Raw genomic sequence first — 15262 nt, 5'->3', positions numbered from 1 at the left:
GCGAGCAGTGCACACTGGCACTCGGTTCTAGGGGCGAGAGGTGCAGGCGATGGGTCCTCGTATCGAGCGTCTAAGCGTACGGAACTTGCGATCCATAGGAGAGCATCGCGCTTCAATTCGCTTCCCCGAGTCTGGCGTGCTCGTACTCCTAGGCGAGAACAACGCCGGGAAGAGCAACCTGACCCGTGCGGTCGAGATCCTGTTTGGCGAGCAGTGGCCGGGCACACGACGCCTAGAGGACCATGACTTCCATGGCCGGGACAGCGACGGCATCGCGGTTGAGGTTGGTGCGGCCGTGTCCGGTATCGCGTGCCCGTACTGCAGCACCGGGGAGGCGTCGCACTTCAACTGGGTGTTCGACCCGCAAAACCCGGCCGACGATGGGAACCCCGTCACATATCGGTTTACGTGCAGCAACGAGTACTGCCACCGGACTTTCCCGAAGGCGACGATGCGTTCGTCGTTGGCAGCTTCGGTGCTCGACGCGGATCGGCGCCTGTCGTACCAGTTGAGCTACGCCAGCAAGTACACGATGCTATCGAAGCTCATGCACCGTTTCCATCAGCGGTTGCTCGCGGATGCGCAACGCAAGGATCGGCTCTCCGAACTGTTCTCCAACCTCCTCGCCGAGTTCGGGGGCGTCGGCGAGTTCGCGGAGTTCAAGCGCCTGCTCGCGGAGACGGCCGAGGACTTTGGGCAGAACCTCCCCTACCGGCTGGACGTGGACTTCAGCGCCTACGACCCGTCGAACTTCTTCCGGTCGCTGCGCATCCATCCGTCGCTGTCAGGCGAGGTTCGCAGTTTCGATGAGCTTGGCACCGGCCAGTCTCAAGTGCTCGCCCTGGCGTTCGCGTACGCGTACGCGCGCGCCTACGGGCAGTCGGACGGCACCATCCTGGTGATCGATGAACCCGAGGCGAATCTCCACCCGCTGGCCCAACAGTGGCTCGCGGCGCGCTTGGGTAGGTTGGCCGCCCCCGGACTCCAGGTCGTCGTGACGACCCACTCACCGCACTTTGTCGACCTGTCTCGGCCGGAGAACTTGGTCATGGTGAGCAAGCGCCGGGATGGCACAACACAGGTGGTGCAGCGCACCCGTGCTGACTTTGCCGCGTACCTGGTTGAGCGCGGGGCCGATCCCACCCGGACAAATCCCGACACGGTGGGTCCGTTCTACGCCGCAAGCGCGACGACAGAACTCGTGTCGGGCTTGTTCGCCCGGTGCGTCGTCGTCGTCGAAGGCCCGACCGAGGCACTGGCGCTGCCGGAGCTTCTCCGTCGCCGTGGACTTGATGTGCTGCGTGAAGGCGTTGCGGTGGTCTCCGCGGAGGGCATCGGGAACATCGCGAAGTGGAACCGGTTCTACTCCGCGCTCGGAATCCGTTGCTTTTGCGTTTTCGACACCGACTCGGACAAGTCCGCCGGCCAGTCGACGCAGTTGCTGGCGAAGCGCCTGGACATCGCGTCAGCCCTGGGCCGCGACGGCGACCCGGCTGAGGCGGGCGTGCTCCTCGGTGAGCCGTTGGCGGTCGGGTCGGGATATGCCACGTTCGACCCGGACTTCGAGGGCGCGATGGGTGCTCTATTCGGCGGGGATTGGTCGCGCTTGTACGCCGAAGCAACCGTCACTGTGGGCGAGTCGAAGCCGCTGCGTGCCAGATACGCGGCCCAGGCGCTCCCGGAGACGGTCTTCGACACGGACGCAGCCGAACGTCTCGACGCTCTAGTGCGGGCTATACGCGGTGACCAGCCTGGCCAGGCGATCGGGGCTGGCGACGCGAATAATTGGTCGTCCGTGGAGGCGGCCAGTTCGCCATCGGTGCCGCCGCGGCAGACGACAACCCCGGCTGAGCAGGGCCCGTCGTCGCTCACTCCCCCCACGTCGGCGCAGCCTGCTCCCTTTCCGATCTTCGATTGGACCGCGGCGCCCGACCCTTGGGCACCACCGGATGCCTCCGCCACCTCAGACCCCTGGGCAACACCACCAGATGCTTCCGCCACCCCAGACCCCTGGGCAACACCACCAGATGCTTCCGCCACCCCAGACCCCTGGGCAACACCACCAGACGCTTCCGCCACCCCAGACCCCTGGGCAACACCCAAGCCCGAACCAGCTACTAACCCGCGGGCCGTGCCCGGTGACGACGCCGACCAGGACGAGGGCGAGCAGCCGCCGTTCTAGCCGCCAGACCGCGCGCTGGCTCGTCAGCCGGGAGCCGCACTACCCAGGAGACCGCATGCTTCTCACCCCTTTACCCGGGGGCCGCGACAACCTTCTCGCCAATCTCGAGTACATCCGACTCAAACTCAGGAATGCCAGGACGCCGCAATCAAGCGCCGTTTCGAGGCACAAGGACTACCTAGACGCCATCGGAGAAGGCGCGCGTCTCCTACGCGGCCAAGTTCGTCCCACAGACATCGACGTCCTCCTGCACACTCGCCGCTACTGGGCGTTGGTCGAACTCACCGTTCCCGTGAACCCTCCAACCGCAGTCACGAACGACCTCATCACCCTCGAGATCGACGACCGACTGCACGAGATCGACGCAGCCATTGCGACGACCAGGGAGGCTTTTGACCGCTGGGTCCCCAACGCCGGACAGCTAGTCCTCCCCGACACGAGCTTCTTCCTGCGCAACCCGAACGTCCTCGAGAACATCGACTTCCAAGACATACTTGGCTCCGATGACACCATCACAGTGCTGTTTCCCCTCGTCGTTATCGAAGAGCTAGACCGAGCCAAGCGCCGCCGGGACGACGCCCGGCACAAGGCCCAGGTTGCCCTAGCGGTACTCGAGAAACACGCCAAGGACGGATTGTCCGGGAAGTGGAAGGACGCCCCGACCAGCGGCCGGCCGTCCGGCTGGGGCGACATCTGGTTTGACGTCCTGCTCGACCCACCTGGACACGTCCCACAGCCCAGCGCCGACGCAGAGATCATCGACCGCGCCGTCGCTGTTGAGGCTCTGGCCGGACGTGGCGTCACCCTCCTGACCTACGACACAAGCCAGGCGTTCCGGGCACGCGGCGCCGGCATCAAGGACGTGCGCCGGCTGGGCGATTGATCCCAGGGGTTGCTACACGATGGTGTGACAACTCGTCCTGCCCCCTGACGAGTCCAGGTCAGTGCAGCAGCCCCATTCCCATCTCGATCGCACTGGTTATCGCCGTTGGCGCCGAAGCCTAAGGCGTTTCGTTCTGGTGCTGGCGAGTCGCGGTGCGCAGGCGGTCGGCCTCTGATTGTTGGTGGGACTCAGTGTGCTTTCCGAGGCCACCGCTCAACGGAGGCTGGCTGAGGGTGCGGTGGGCGCCCGGAGTGGTGAGGGTACGGACCACTTCTTCGAGGTCGAACAGGTAGCGGCCACCCTTGACGATCTTGGCAGGGATGCGCCCCGTGCTCGCGTGCCGGCGGAGAGTGGGTGCCGAGTAGGAGAAGCCGAGTTCTGCGAGCGCGTTGGCCAGGTCGGTCGTGTTGAGGTTGTAGGTCATGGCGGGGTGAACCGTCACGGGTTCTCTGCCGCTTCTATACGGGGTGCGGCTCTCGGTTGAGGGCAGCGTAGTAGTCGTGCTCGTGCTCGGCTGGTGGGATCTGGCCGATGCTGGAGTGCAGGCGGCGGTGGTTCCACCAGTCGACCCAGCCGGCGGTGGCGTACTCGACGTCGACCAGAGTCTTCAGTGGTCCGGTGTGGAAGACGTCGGTGGCGATGGCCTCGGTCTTGTACAGGCCGATGATGGACTCCATGAGGCCGTTGTCATAGGCATCGCCGACTGTCCCGATCGAGGGCGCGATGCCCTCGAGTGCGAGGTGCTCGGTGTACCGCAGCGACGTGTACTGACTGCCCGCATCCGAGTGGCAGACCAGCGTGCCGGGTTCGATCGGGTGGCCGTGGCGGTCGCGGTCCCACATCGCGATCCGCAGCGGCGTCAGGACCAGGTCGGTGACCTTCGTGGTGGCGGCGTGCCAGCCCACGATCCGCTGGGCGAAGCAGTCGACGACGAACGCGACGTAGACGAACCCCGCCCAGGTGCGCACGTAGGTGAAGTCCGCGACCCACCGGGTGTTGGGCGCGGCAGCGGTGAAGTCGCGGTCCAGCAGGTCACCGGCCCGGTGTCCGTCACGGCCGGGGATGGTGGTGCGCAGCTTCTTGCCGCGGCGAACCCCGTTCATGCCGAGGTCGCGCATCAACCGGTCCACGGTGCAGTGCGCCACGGCCAGTCCCTGCCGGCGCAGGTGGGCGGTCATCTTCCGACGGCCGTAGAGCCCCTCGGGGGTGCCGCGGGTGGCGAGCAGAGCGTCGACGATCATCGCGTCCGAGACGGTCCTGGCTGCGACCGGCTGGTTCGCTCCTCGCCAAGCCCGGTAGGTCCGCGCCGCGACACTGCAGCCGTGTGCGGTCAGCACCCGGCAGGTCGACTCGACGGCGTGGCCCTCGGCTCTCATGTCCTCGATGAAGGACATGATCAGCGGTTGCGGGGGTCGAGCTCCCCGGCGAAGAAAATCGAGGCCTTGCGCAGGATCTCGTTGTCCTCGCGCAGCCGACGGTTCTCGGCCTTCAACCGCTTGATCTCAGCCGACTCCTCCGAGGTGACACCGGGTCTGGTGCCGGCGTCGATGTCGGCCTGCACCGCCCACCGCCGCACAGTCTCCTTGCCGAGACCGAGCTGCTCGGCCACGACCTGGGCGACCGCGGTCAACGAGCTGTAGTCGCCGCGGTGCTCCGCGACCATCCGAATCGCCCGCTCCTTCACAGCGGGATCCACCTTCTTGGGCATGTGCTCATCCTCCTTGACTCACAAGGAAGCGGCATCAAACCCGTGACGGTTCACATCGACGTCCTCTACGCCGGCATCGTCACCAACGCCCTCGCCCTGCGGACCTACCACCACGAGCGCTGATCTCAGGCGCCCGCGCCAGTACCCCTGTTCGCCCGCCCGGCTGCTCACCGGCCGGGTGAGCAGCATCACCGCGTGCTCAACTGCGAGCGCCCCCTCAAAACCGGAAAGTGGTGTGCGAACCAACCGACTCGGGAGACGCAGACATGCACGCCACCGGCCCCACCGCCACCATCAACAACGCCACGGCCAGCACCGCCTTCGCTGGCGCCGGCACCACGGACCGCGTGCCGGCCGCGGGCCTCTCCGCGGCGCGAGCCGACATCCAGGCCCAGCTCGCGCAGCTGGCCGGCCGCCAGCGCAACAAGCACCCGATGGTCAGCGACCTCGCCCACGCCTCCATCCGCGATGCAGCCGCGCTGGCCCGCGCCACCTGGGAGCCCATGGGCCTCTACCCCGCCAACCCCGCAGAGGTCAACGCAGTCATCGAGGCCATCGAGGCCTGGGCCGGTGAGCGCGACATCTACTACCTGCTCGACATCGACGCCGACCGGATGCTGCGCGACCTCGCCGACGTTAAGAGTCTCGACGGCAGGCTCACCCACGGGCAGCTCGACAAGCTGCACCTGATCCGCAACACCCTCACCGCGCTGCGCGGCACCATGCTCTTCGTCCGCGACTCCACCGACCGACGCCGCAGCGACCGCCCCGCCCGCGACCGCCTCGACGCCGGACTGCCCGAACTCCCCAACCGCTTCGCCCAGCGCAGCCGACCCCTCACCGACGACGAGGTCCTACTCAGCAACATCCTCGTCGAGATCGACCTCCTCGAGAACGCCGAGCCGCTGCCCATCGCCGCCTACCTCGTCGCCGAGTCCGGCATCCGCACCATGGAGAGCTGCGCCGTCACCACCGAACACCTCGACGACCGTCATGAACCACGGGCCATCGCCGCCAAGGGCGTCTGGGGCTGGCCCCCGCGCACCATCGAACTCGACGACCACGCCGCGAATGCACTCGCCCGCGTCCTCGCCTGCATGCCTGACGGTCACCAGCGCCTCACCTACAAGGGCGGATCCCCCGGCACCAAGGAGGGCTCCGCCTCCCTCAACCCCGTCATCGAACGCTTCCTGCGTCGCGCCGGGATCGCCGACACCGATGCCAAGGCCAAGAGCCTCGCCCTCACCCGCCCCTACCGAATCCTTCGCCTGACCGAGAACTTCAAGGCTGCCAAGAAGGTCCACGGCGGCAAGACCCACAACATGCTCACCGACTTCAACTGCACCCTCAACGACGACACCCTCTACGAAGGCAAGGTCCACGTCATCGACGCACACGGCGACACCATCGCCCGAGTCGACGCCGGCCACCTGTACGACCCGAAGGCAGCTCCGCGCAGCGTCGCCTGATCGCTCGCCCCAGTTAGCCAGCTCCGAAACACAACTTCTAGGACAGAGGCGGCGGATTCTAGGACAAAGGTGGCGGTGAGAAGCGGCTTCTGCGGCGGGGCGGCTCCGTAAGTCTGCATCGGCGCTGACATGCCTCCATGGCGCGGACCTGCCCGCCGTGCCGACTCAGGATCCAGCTGCGGCCTGCGCCGAGCATTTCGAGCGCGGCGCCATATGCAACACATGTCGGCCGAAATGCGCGCTCACGGGCGTTAGCAAGACCCAAGCACGTCTACGTGCACGTCTGGCCGGGTCGTCCCGACGACGAGAACCGCATCGGTCTACTCGTCCCGCGGTCGAACGGACCTAACGCCCACCAGGACAACAATGAGTACGACGAGGCCGATGACAGCGGCACCAGTGTGTTCGGCTGCTTGGTTCGCCGCGATGAACGAAGCCGCCGCTAGGCCGGTCGGGATTCGCACTAGTTCGAAGCGCTCCGCGAACCAATCGGGCGTGTCATTGCCGTGGAGGATGAACTCAAGGATCTTCGCCATCACTTCAAGAATGACGAACGGCGTGGCTACTGCAATCAGCAGAGCCGCGTCCTCTTCCATGAAGACCGACAACACCAAGCCGCTGACAAAACCCACGCCGACGAAGGCGCATGCCGCAACAGTGCGCGAACGGCTAATGACCGCATTTGAAAGTCGCTGAGTCGTCGTCACCGCGGCATTCTAGCCCCACACGGGAGCGTCGGTGTCGCGGCGAAAAGACGAACCCTCGAGCAGGCTGTGTGTCCCATCGCGGCTAGCGCATGACGTCTCTGGATACGCTGAGGCTCTGAACGAATCCTTGTCCACAGGGGTTTCGCTAGACGCGCTCGCCCGGCGTGACCCGCGAAGGCATAAAGACGTGAAGTCAGCGCGCCTTCCGAACCGTTCTCGCCCTAGCTTCTACACGCTTTCGCGTGAACTGGACTTCCTGTCGGTGGCATTGGAGACAATCGGGGCATGACTGATGCTCCTCCCGAGCGCGCCGCCGCGGGTGATGCCGATCCAGAGGTGCCGACTGCCGCGGAAGTCGGCGAGCGCCCTGACCTGGACGGCATCAGCGACAAGATCAAGCGCGAGTTCGAGCTTGTCCCCGCCATTGGCACCCGCTGGAGCCGCTGGTACGACGCGCCCTACCGGTTCCTGCACTGGCTGCTCACAGGCTGGCGGCGGAAGCTCATCCCTTGGCGCGTGCGGCTGCGGCTCAACGGCGGGATCAACTATCTGCTCGCCTTCGACCACTACGAGCGGCTGAAGGTGAAGGATCGGAAAGATCCGCTGGACAATCTGATCGTCCCGGACGACGAGCACGTGACCCAGGGCGGCATCTGGGTGGTGGAGTTCTTCCCGCCCAGCTACTCCGCGAGGCTCCTGCGAGCACTCAAAAAGTCGGGCTGGGACGCGCACGACCACATGGTAGGAATCGACGGCACCCATGCAGACCAAGTCGCAAAGGCACGGCGGGGAAGGGGCTTCGCCTGGAAGCGCCTCGCCACGGTGGCCCGACCCGACTCGCCATACCTCGTCTTCAACGCCAAGCGGGAGGTCCTGCCGGAGGAGTTCGACCTCATCGAACTCACAGCGGTGCAGCTCGGGAGTAGCCTCACGGCCGTCGTGGCCTTCGTACGGTTTAGCGAGAACGGCGCCTCCGCCCTCAACTCAGTGTGGAAGGCCGAGCAGGAACCTACGCTTGAATGGCGCGGGTTTCGGCGTCCGCAGGTGGAGGGCCGCTACCACGCCGCCATCCTGGCGACCCAGGAAGAACGGCAACGCCTGCACGACCTCGCCAGGGACTGGCTTGCCGCTCGCTGTGGCGGGTTCTTTGCGGACACCGAGGCCCGGCAGCCCGTCGTGGACTTCAACCTCTTCAAGCTGTTTGACCCGCTTTCAGCTACCGACTCGCGGGACCACGGTGAGCCGCTCCGCGCGCTCGGGATGGAGGGCAACCACCTTTACAACTACGTGTCTCCCCACCTACCGGGTGCGGTCTTCGTGCAAGGGAAAACGCTGACGAGAGCGAGGGAGCTTCTCCGCAACTGCTGGGGCGTCGTGGCTTCCTATGACACCTTCGCGCGGCTCAACGAGCGGGACGGCTACGGAAGCAAGCCCTACTCCGTCAACACCCTGGCAGCGATGGCGGACGATGTGATCCGCAGCTACCTGCTCTACGTTGCCGTGGTGCAGTACGGGCACCAGCTGCGAGAAGCCATTGCGGACGCCCGCGACACGGCCCGCACGAAGCATCGAGAGTTTCGTCCTCGGCAGGTCGAACAGCTCAAGCACGAGTTGCTCACAACCAGCCTGGACCTGCCCGCGGTGGCTCGCGACACAAGACTCCTGTGGAAGCCCTTCTGGCGTCGATGGGACGGGATCGACGTCAGAGCGGTGCCCGCACCCGATGTACCCAACCCGCCAGAGGAGTTCGACCTCATCGAGCGGTTGCGGAAGGTCCACAAGGGCACGTTCGAGAAACTCCTCGAGGAGGATGCGGCGTACCGGACGGTACTTTCTACCGCATCGTCGCTGGGAGCCACCGCGGCGAGTGCGCGCCTTGGTCGGCGGGCGCTTTTCGTGTCCGGTACCTCGCTCTTCGTGTCGATCACCGCGCTCACGGTGGCCAACGGTGACGCGATCTGGCGCCAGCTCACCAGCTGGTTCTAGCAGTCAGTCGCGAAGCGCCACGTCCCTCAGGCGCCGCGCGTCTTAGTGGGCGGAATGAAGCGACAGGTCACCTCCGTGTCCTCTGGTGTCGTCGGTGCAGCCGCGTACTCTCCGGCCATGCGACCTGCGCGTGCGATCGAGGAACTGGAACTACTTAAGAGCGACGCTGAACGCGACGAGGTGGTTCGTGGAGGAGAGCACTTCACCTCATGGAAGGCGAAGGTTCGTGGACTTCTGTCAGCCTCGCTGGGAGCTGATGACCACTTGCTGGATCGTTTCGACAACGTGCGGTACTCGCTGGGCTTCTGGACAGAAAACACTCCAGATTCGGCCTTCCAAGCTGCACATAGAAGTGGGATCCGAGATGTGTGCGGCATCATCGAGGCCGCGATCTATCAACTCAGGCTGCAGACGACGGACGGCGACGAGCCGGTCGACCACCGCTCCTACGATCCGGAACTGTGGGAACACGTGAAGAACCTGGTCCACGACGAGGACTGGGGGAAGGTCGCCTCCCAGACCGCGATCTTCGTTGAGGACCGCGTGCGGGAGTGGGCGGGGGACCCCAAGTCAGGTAAGGGGGAGTCCCTAGTTGGTAGGGAACTTATGGGTCGCGTGTTCTCCGACGACAGCGACTGGCGAGTCGGATCGCGCACCGCTGAGCGCGAAGCCTGGCGCGCGCTCGCGACCGGTTTCGCCGGAGCACTTAGCAACGTTGACCGCCACCGCATTCAGAGGCGTGACGACGCCCGGCGATACGCAGTAGGTGTGCTCGGATTGGGAAGCCTGCTGCTCACGCAACTTCGCCACGAGCACGGGGAACTGATCGAGGACATCCAAACGGGGGCCGATTCCGGCGTTGAGGACGAGCCTTCATCGCTCGAGTAGAGCGGCATCGATGGCGATAGGGGTGTTGCCTCGGATGACCCACTGTCGCCTCCAGGTCTAGACGGATCGACGTAGCCGGCAGGCGGCGATGTGCACTGATTAGTCGCCTGGGAGGTTCGAAGCCGTTGGGGCAACCCTGCTCCCTGCGGCCGCCCCGCGGTGGGGCGGGGAACCACCGCCGCACGGAGCGGGTCGTCCCCGCGTCTGGCACGCGCCGAGCGGGTGCCCCTGCAACCCCTACGGGCGGCCCCTAGACTGGCCCACGGATCGGCCAAGCACGTCGTCTGGATCACACGGGTGTTATCCCGAGGGTTCTCCCGACTGTAATTCCGATCCTCCGCCTCCGTAGCTCAGCTGGATAGAGCAGCGGCCTTCTAATCCGCCGGTCGCAGGTTCGAATCCTGCCGGGGGCGCCCCTCTCCGTCCTGCGCCGAGCGCAGCCCGGTCAGCCGAGTCAGCCAGCCGGGTCAGCGCCGGGTCAGCGTCGGGTCAGCGCAGCCCGAGCTCGGACGAGCAGGCCGGCCAGGCACCCCAGCCCTGGGCGTCCTGGATCCGCTCGGCGACCCGGATCTGCTCGCCCTTGCTGGCCCCGTGCGGGAAGCGGGCGTGCTTGCGGCCGCCGAAGCCGTCCCAGGTGCTCTTGCTGATCTGCAGGCCGCCGAAGTAGCCGTTGCCGGTGTCGACGTGCCAGCGGCCGCCGGACTCGCACTCCGCGAGCCGGTCCCAGGTGCGCTCGGGGGCGGCACCGGCGGGTGCCTGGGCGCCGACGACGGGGACGAGGGTGGCCGCGGCGAGGGCGGCGGTCGAGACGAACGTGCGCATGCGCATGGGGAGGAACCTCCGAGGCCGCCTGCGGGCCGGACGCGCCGGGCTCCTGCCTCGGTCGCGTGGCTCTCGCCCCCGCCCGGGGTGCGTTGCGTTCGACCCCTCGCGCCGGGCGGGTGCAGCGGGCACGAGGTGGACGCCCCGGTCACCGGGACCCCTCGACCGTAGGACCCGCCCCCCGGGCCGGTTCAAGTCCTGGACGCCCCGCTTGGCAGGATGGGCGGGTCCCGAGCCCACCTCGCGGGACCAATCGCGCGGAAATCCGCCGGTCCGCGCAGCGGTACCGGAGACTGTGGCTCGTCCGCCCCGCCGATCTCGGAGAGACCTGCCTGCCCATGACGCCCGACGACGCCTCGCGCGAGGAGCTGCTGAGCCTGCGCGTCGAGCACACCGAGGGGTACGCCGTCGTGGTGGCGCGTGGCGAGATCGACCTGGCCACGGTGGGCGGCTTCCGGCTGGTGCTCAGCGAGCTGATGGTCGACGGGCACGTGCACGTGGTGGTCGACCTGGCCGACGTGCCGTTCATCGACTCCTCCGCGCTCGGGGCGCTGGTCGCCGCGCACCGGCGCGCCCGCGGCCTCGGCGGCTCGCTCGCGGTCGCCGGCATCCAGGCGCCGGTCGCCCGCATCCTGGAGCTGACGGGACTGGACCGGGTGCTGGCGGCGTACCCCACGGCCCGCGACGCCGTCACCAGGTGACGCACCGATGACCACGACCGGCACCCCGAGGAGCGGCGGCCCCGGCTCCATGACCGACTTCCTGCGCACGGCGGGCACCGTCGGGCAGGACCTGCTGGACGTCGACTGGTCGCTCACGTCGGTCGGCGAGCCGGAGACCTGGCCACTGAGCCTGCGCAACGCGGTGCGGATCCTGCTGAGCACGAAGTTCTCGATGTGGATGGCGTGGGGCGAGGACCTGACGTTCTTCTGCAACGACGCCTACCGCCGCGACACCCTCGGCACCAAGTACCCGTGGGCGCTGGCCCGCCCCGCCTCGGAGGTCTGGCGGGAGATCTGGCCCGACATCGGGCCGCGCATCGAGCGGGTGATGGCCACCGGCGAGGCCACGTGGGACGAGAAGCTGCTGCTCTTCCTCGAGCGCAGCGGCTACGTCGAGGAGACCTACCACACGTTCTCCTACAGCCCGCTCGCCGACGACGACGGCTCGGTCGCCGGCATGCTCTGCGTGGTCACCGAGGACACCGAGGAGGTCGTCTCCACGCGGCGGATGACCACCCTGCGCGACCTCGGCATCCGGGTCGGGGCCGCCGGCAGCGAGGCGGCGGCCGTGGCCGCGGCGTGCGAGCACCTAGGCGCCAACGACCGGTCGCTGCCCTTCGCCGTGGTCTACCTCTTCAGCGAGGACGGCACCGTCGCCCACCGCCGGGGACAGGCCGGCATCTCGGTGGAGCACCCCGCCGCGCCGCCGGTGGTCGAGGTCGGCGCGCCCGACGCCGTGTGGCCGCTGCACAGCGCCTGGCGCGGCGAGGACGTCGTCGTCAACGCGATCGACGAGCTCTTCCCCGACCTGCCCACGGGCGCCTGGGGCGAGCCGCCGGCCCGGGCGTACGTCACCGCCCTCCTGCAGCCCGGCCAGAGCACGCCGTACGGCGCCCTCGTGGTCGGCCTGAACCGCTACCGCCCCCTCGACGCCGGCTACCGCGACTTCCTCGAGCTGCTCGCGGCCCACCTCTCGTCCGCCATCGGCGACGCCCGGGCGATCGAGCACCAGATGCACCGCGCCGAGGAGCTGGCCCGCCTCGACCAGGTCAAGACCGACTTCTTCACCAACGTCAGCCACGAGCTGCGGACCCCGCTGACCCTGCTGCTCGGCCCCGCCGAGGACGCCCTCACCGACACGACCAACCCCCTGCCGCCCGAGCACCGGGCGCGGCTCGGCGTCATCGCCCGCAACGGCCAGCGGATGCTGCAGCTGGTCAACACGCTGCTCGACTTCTCCCGGCTCGAGTCCGGCCAGGAGTCCTCCGAGTTCGTCGCCACCGACCTGTGCGCCTACACCTCCGAGCTGGCCGCGATGTTCGAGTCCGCCGCGGAGCACGGCGGCCTGACCCTGCAGGTGGAGTGCGGGGACGCGGTCACGGCGTACGTCGACCGCGAGGCGTGGGCGAAGGTCGTGCTCAACCTGGTCTCCAACGCGCTGAAGTTCACCTTCGAGGGCGGCATCACCGTCCGCCTCGGCGTCGAGGACGACCGGGCCGTGCTCAGCGTGACCGACACCGGCAGCGGCATCCCCACCGCCGACCTGTCGCGCCTCTTCGAGCGCTTCCACCGCGTCGCGGGCACGCGCTCGCGCACGCACGAGGGCACCGGCATCGGGCTGGCGCTGGTCCGTGAGCTGGTCGAGCTCCACGGCGGCCGGGTGGGGGCCACGAGCCGCACCCAGGGGCCCGACCGGGGCACGACCTTCACCGTCACCGTGCCTCTGGGCTGGGCGCACCTGCCCGAGGACCGCGTGCGCCACGCCGTGGACGCGCCGCTGCGCCCGGGCTCCGACGCGAGCGCCCGGGCGTTCGTCGAGCAGACCTTCCGCTGGCTGCCCGGGCCCGACGACTCCCCCGACGACTCCCCCGACGGGCAGGCACCCGAGCAGGACGCCGCGGCCGCGGATCGCGACCAGCGCGGGCGGGTGCTCGTCGTCGACGACAACGACGACATGCGCCGCTACATCCACGACCTGCTCGCCCCGGCGTACGACGTCCGCACGGCCGTCGACGGGCTCGACGCGCTGGCGCAGATGGCCGAGGACGTGCCCGACCTGGTGCTGACCGACGTGATGATGCCCGAGCTCGACGGCTTCGGGCTGCTGCGTCGGATGCAGGCCGACCCGGCCCTGACCTCGGTCCCGGTCATCATGCTCTCCGCCCGCGCCGGCGAGGAGGGCACGCTCGAGGGGTTCGAGGCCGGGGCCAACGACTACCTGGTCAAGCCCTTCTCCGCGCGCGAGCTGCTCGCCCGGGTGCGCGTCAACCTCGAGCTCGACCAGGCGCACCGGGTGCGGATCGCGCTCGAGCGCAGCCGCGAGCTGCTCGACCAGGCTCAGCGCCTCGCGCGCTTGGGCAGCTGGGAGGTCGACCTCGACCGCGACACGATCACGGGATCGCGCACGTTCTTCGACATGCTCGGGACGACCCGCGAGGAAGCCGAGGCCCGTGGCGCCCGAGCGGTGATCGGCCAGCTCGTCCACCCCGAGGACCTCGGGCTGGTCGAGGACCGGCTGGAGGCCGCGCGCAACGGCGAGACGATCGTCTACGAGGTCCGGGTGCTGACGCCCGCGGGCGAGGTGCGGCTCTTCCAGTCCTTCGGCGAGCCCGCCGAAGGACCGGACGGCAGTCGGCTCGTGCGCGGGTCGTTACAGGACATCACCGACCAGCGCGCCCTCCAGCAGCGGCTGGTCGCCGCGGAGTCCGAGCGCGAGGTCAACGAGCGCGAGCGCTCCATCGCCCGCGACCTGCAGGCCAGCCTGCTGCCCCGCACCGACCCGGACGTCGCGGGCCTGGAGGTGGCGACGTACTACCGCGCCGGCGTCGTCGGCACCCAGGTCGGCGGCGACTGGTACGACGTGATCGACCTCGGCGCCGGCCGCACCGCCGTCGTCATCGGCGACGTGATGGGCCGCGGCGTGCGGGCCGCCGCGGTGATGGGCCAGCTGCGCGCGGCGACGCGGGCCTTCGCCAAGCTCGACCTGCCGCCGACCGACGTGCTCGAGCACCTCGACCCGCTCGTCCAGGACCTCGCCGGCGACCAGATCGTCACCTGCGTGTACGCCGTCTTCGACGCCGCCGACCACACGCTGACCTACGCCAACGCAGGCCACCTGCCGCCGGTGCACGCCCGTGCCGACGGCCGGCTGTCGCTGCTGCGCGAGGTCGGCCCGCCGCTCGGGGCCGGCCACTACGGCCTGGCCCCCACGACGGTGCACCTCGACCCCGCCGACGTGCTGGTGCTCTACACCGACGGCCTGGTGGAGCGCCGGGGCGAGGACCTGCAGCTGGGCCTCGAGCGGCTGAGCGCGGCCGTCGCGCCGCGCACGACGCTGCCGGCCCGGCACCTGCTCGACGAGGTGGTCACCGTGCTGACCGGCTCGGGCGTCGACGACGACGTCGCGATGGTGGTGGCGCGGGCGCAGGCCGACCCGGCCGGGGGCGTCGCGCGCTTCGAGGTCTCCTCCCCCGCCGAGGTGCGGGACCTCCGCCGTGCGGTGGCCGCCCAGCTGACCGGTTGGGGGATGCCGGCCGACCGGGTCGGCGACGCCGTGCAGGTCGCCGACGCGCTCGTGACCAACGCGCTGGTGCACGCCGAGCCGCCGGTCGTGGTGCAGCTGCGCCGGCTCGACGGGAGCGTCCTGCTCGAGGTCCGCGACCCCGAGCTCGCCCGCCCGCGCCGGCGCCGCACGGCGCCCGAGGACGAGTCCGGCCGGGGGCTCAACCTGGTGACCGTCCTCGCCGACGACTGGGGCAGCCGGCCGACCGAGGACGGCAAGACCGTGTGGGCCCTCGTCGGATGGGGCCCCGGCCAGCGCTGAGGCCTGGGTGTGGCCAGGCGAGCTCACACCCCTTCGGGTGGTGGTGGACCAGACCGCTTCCGGGCAACGTCG

At 68.7% G+C, this 15262-nt stretch carries 12 protein-coding genes and 1 tRNA gene; 9 read left to right on the top strand and 4 right to left on the bottom strand.

Features of this window, described 5'->3' with window-relative positions:
- The first annotated feature begins 136 nt into the window (after positions 1–136).
- Both QWY29_RS03600 and QWY29_RS03595 read left to right on the top strand, forming a co-directional pair.
- Complete coding sequence (locus QWY29_RS03600; RefSeq protein WP_300959281.1) at positions 137–2182, top strand: AAA family ATPase; 2046 nt, start codon at positions 137–139, stop codon at positions 2180–2182.
- 55 nt (positions 2183–2237) lie between these two features.
- Positions 2238–3065: a PIN domain-containing protein gene (locus QWY29_RS03595; RefSeq protein ID WP_300959280.1), complete on the top strand. Its 828-nt coding sequence runs from the start codon at positions 2238–2240 to the stop codon at positions 3063–3065.
- Positions 3066–3183: 118 nt separating this feature from the next.
- On the opposite strand, the gene QWY29_RS03590 is transcribed toward QWY29_RS03595, so the two are convergent.
- Positions 3184–3489 (bottom strand): MerR family transcriptional regulator, encoded by a 306-nt coding sequence (locus QWY29_RS03590; protein WP_300959279.1) that lies wholly within the window; start codon positions 3487–3489, stop codon positions 3184–3186.
- A gap of 34 nt (positions 3490–3523) precedes the next feature.
- A protein-coding gene (locus tag QWY29_RS03585; protein WP_300959278.1) for an IS3 family transposase occupies positions 3524–4773 on the bottom strand; the annotation gives its coding sequence in 2 pieces (ribosomal slippage) (positions 3524–4500 and positions 4500–4773; 1251 coding nt in all).
- On the opposite strand from QWY29_RS03585, the gene QWY29_RS03580 reads away from it, so the two are divergent.
- Positions 4774–4896, top strand: a complete 123-nt coding sequence (locus QWY29_RS03580) for a hypothetical protein (RefSeq protein WP_300959277.1) — start codon at positions 4774–4776, stop codon at positions 4894–4896.
- A 143-nt stretch (positions 4897–5039) separates the two neighbouring features.
- Positions 5040–6242 (top strand): hypothetical protein, encoded by a 1203-nt coding sequence (locus QWY29_RS03575; RefSeq protein WP_300959276.1) that lies wholly within the window; start codon positions 5040–5042, stop codon positions 6240–6242.
- Positions 6243–6562: 320 nt separating this feature from the next.
- Here the strand turns inward: QWY29_RS03575 and QWY29_RS03570 are convergent, their stop codons facing one another.
- The gene (locus QWY29_RS03570; RefSeq protein WP_300959275.1) at positions 6563–6949 is read right to left on the bottom strand and encodes a hypothetical protein; all 387 of its coding nucleotides are present in this window, start codon (positions 6947–6949) and stop codon (positions 6563–6565) included.
- 285 nt (positions 6950–7234) lie between these two features.
- On the opposite strand from QWY29_RS03570, the gene QWY29_RS03565 reads away from it, so the two are divergent.
- The 3 genes from QWY29_RS03565 to QWY29_RS03555 all read left to right on the top strand — a co-directional run bounded on the left by QWY29_RS03565 (position 7235) and on the right by QWY29_RS03555 (position 10236).
- Positions 7235–8935 (top strand): hypothetical protein, encoded by a 1701-nt coding sequence (locus QWY29_RS03565; protein ID WP_300959274.1) that lies wholly within the window; start codon positions 7235–7237, stop codon positions 8933–8935.
- A 117-nt stretch (positions 8936–9052) separates the two neighbouring features.
- Positions 9053–9823, top strand: coding sequence for a TIGR02391 family protein (locus tag QWY29_RS03560; RefSeq protein ID WP_300959273.1), 771 nt, complete (start codon positions 9053–9055; stop codon positions 9821–9823).
- A gap of 339 nt (positions 9824–10162) precedes the next feature.
- A tRNA-Arg gene (locus QWY29_RS03555) sits at positions 10163–10236 on the top strand.
- Positions 10237–10312: 76 nt separating this feature from the next.
- On the opposite strand, the gene QWY29_RS03550 is transcribed toward QWY29_RS03555, so the two are convergent.
- Complete coding sequence (locus QWY29_RS03550) at positions 10313–10651, bottom strand: transglycosylase family protein (protein ID WP_300959272.1); 339 nt, start codon at positions 10649–10651, stop codon at positions 10313–10315.
- 332 nt (positions 10652–10983) lie between these two features.
- On the opposite strand from QWY29_RS03550, the gene QWY29_RS03545 reads away from it, so the two are divergent.
- Together QWY29_RS03545 and QWY29_RS03540 are read left to right on the top strand one after the other, a co-directional pair.
- The gene (locus QWY29_RS03545) at positions 10984–11346 is read left to right on the top strand and encodes an STAS domain-containing protein (RefSeq protein WP_300959271.1); all 363 of its coding nucleotides are present in this window, start codon (positions 10984–10986) and stop codon (positions 11344–11346) included.
- Positions 11347–11353: 7 nt separating this feature from the next.
- Positions 11354–15190 (top strand): SpoIIE family protein phosphatase, encoded by a 3837-nt coding sequence (locus QWY29_RS03540; RefSeq protein ID WP_300959270.1) that lies wholly within the window; start codon positions 11354–11356, stop codon positions 15188–15190.
- The last annotated feature ends 72 nt before the right edge of the window (positions 15191–15262 follow it).

The sequence above is a fragment of the Nocardioides abyssi genome, from assembly GCF_030412915.1.
Taxonomy (GTDB): domain Bacteria; phylum Actinomycetota; class Actinomycetes; order Propionibacteriales; family Nocardioidaceae; genus Nocardioides; species Nocardioides abyssi.
This window is presented reverse-complemented; position numbering and strand designations above follow the sequence as displayed.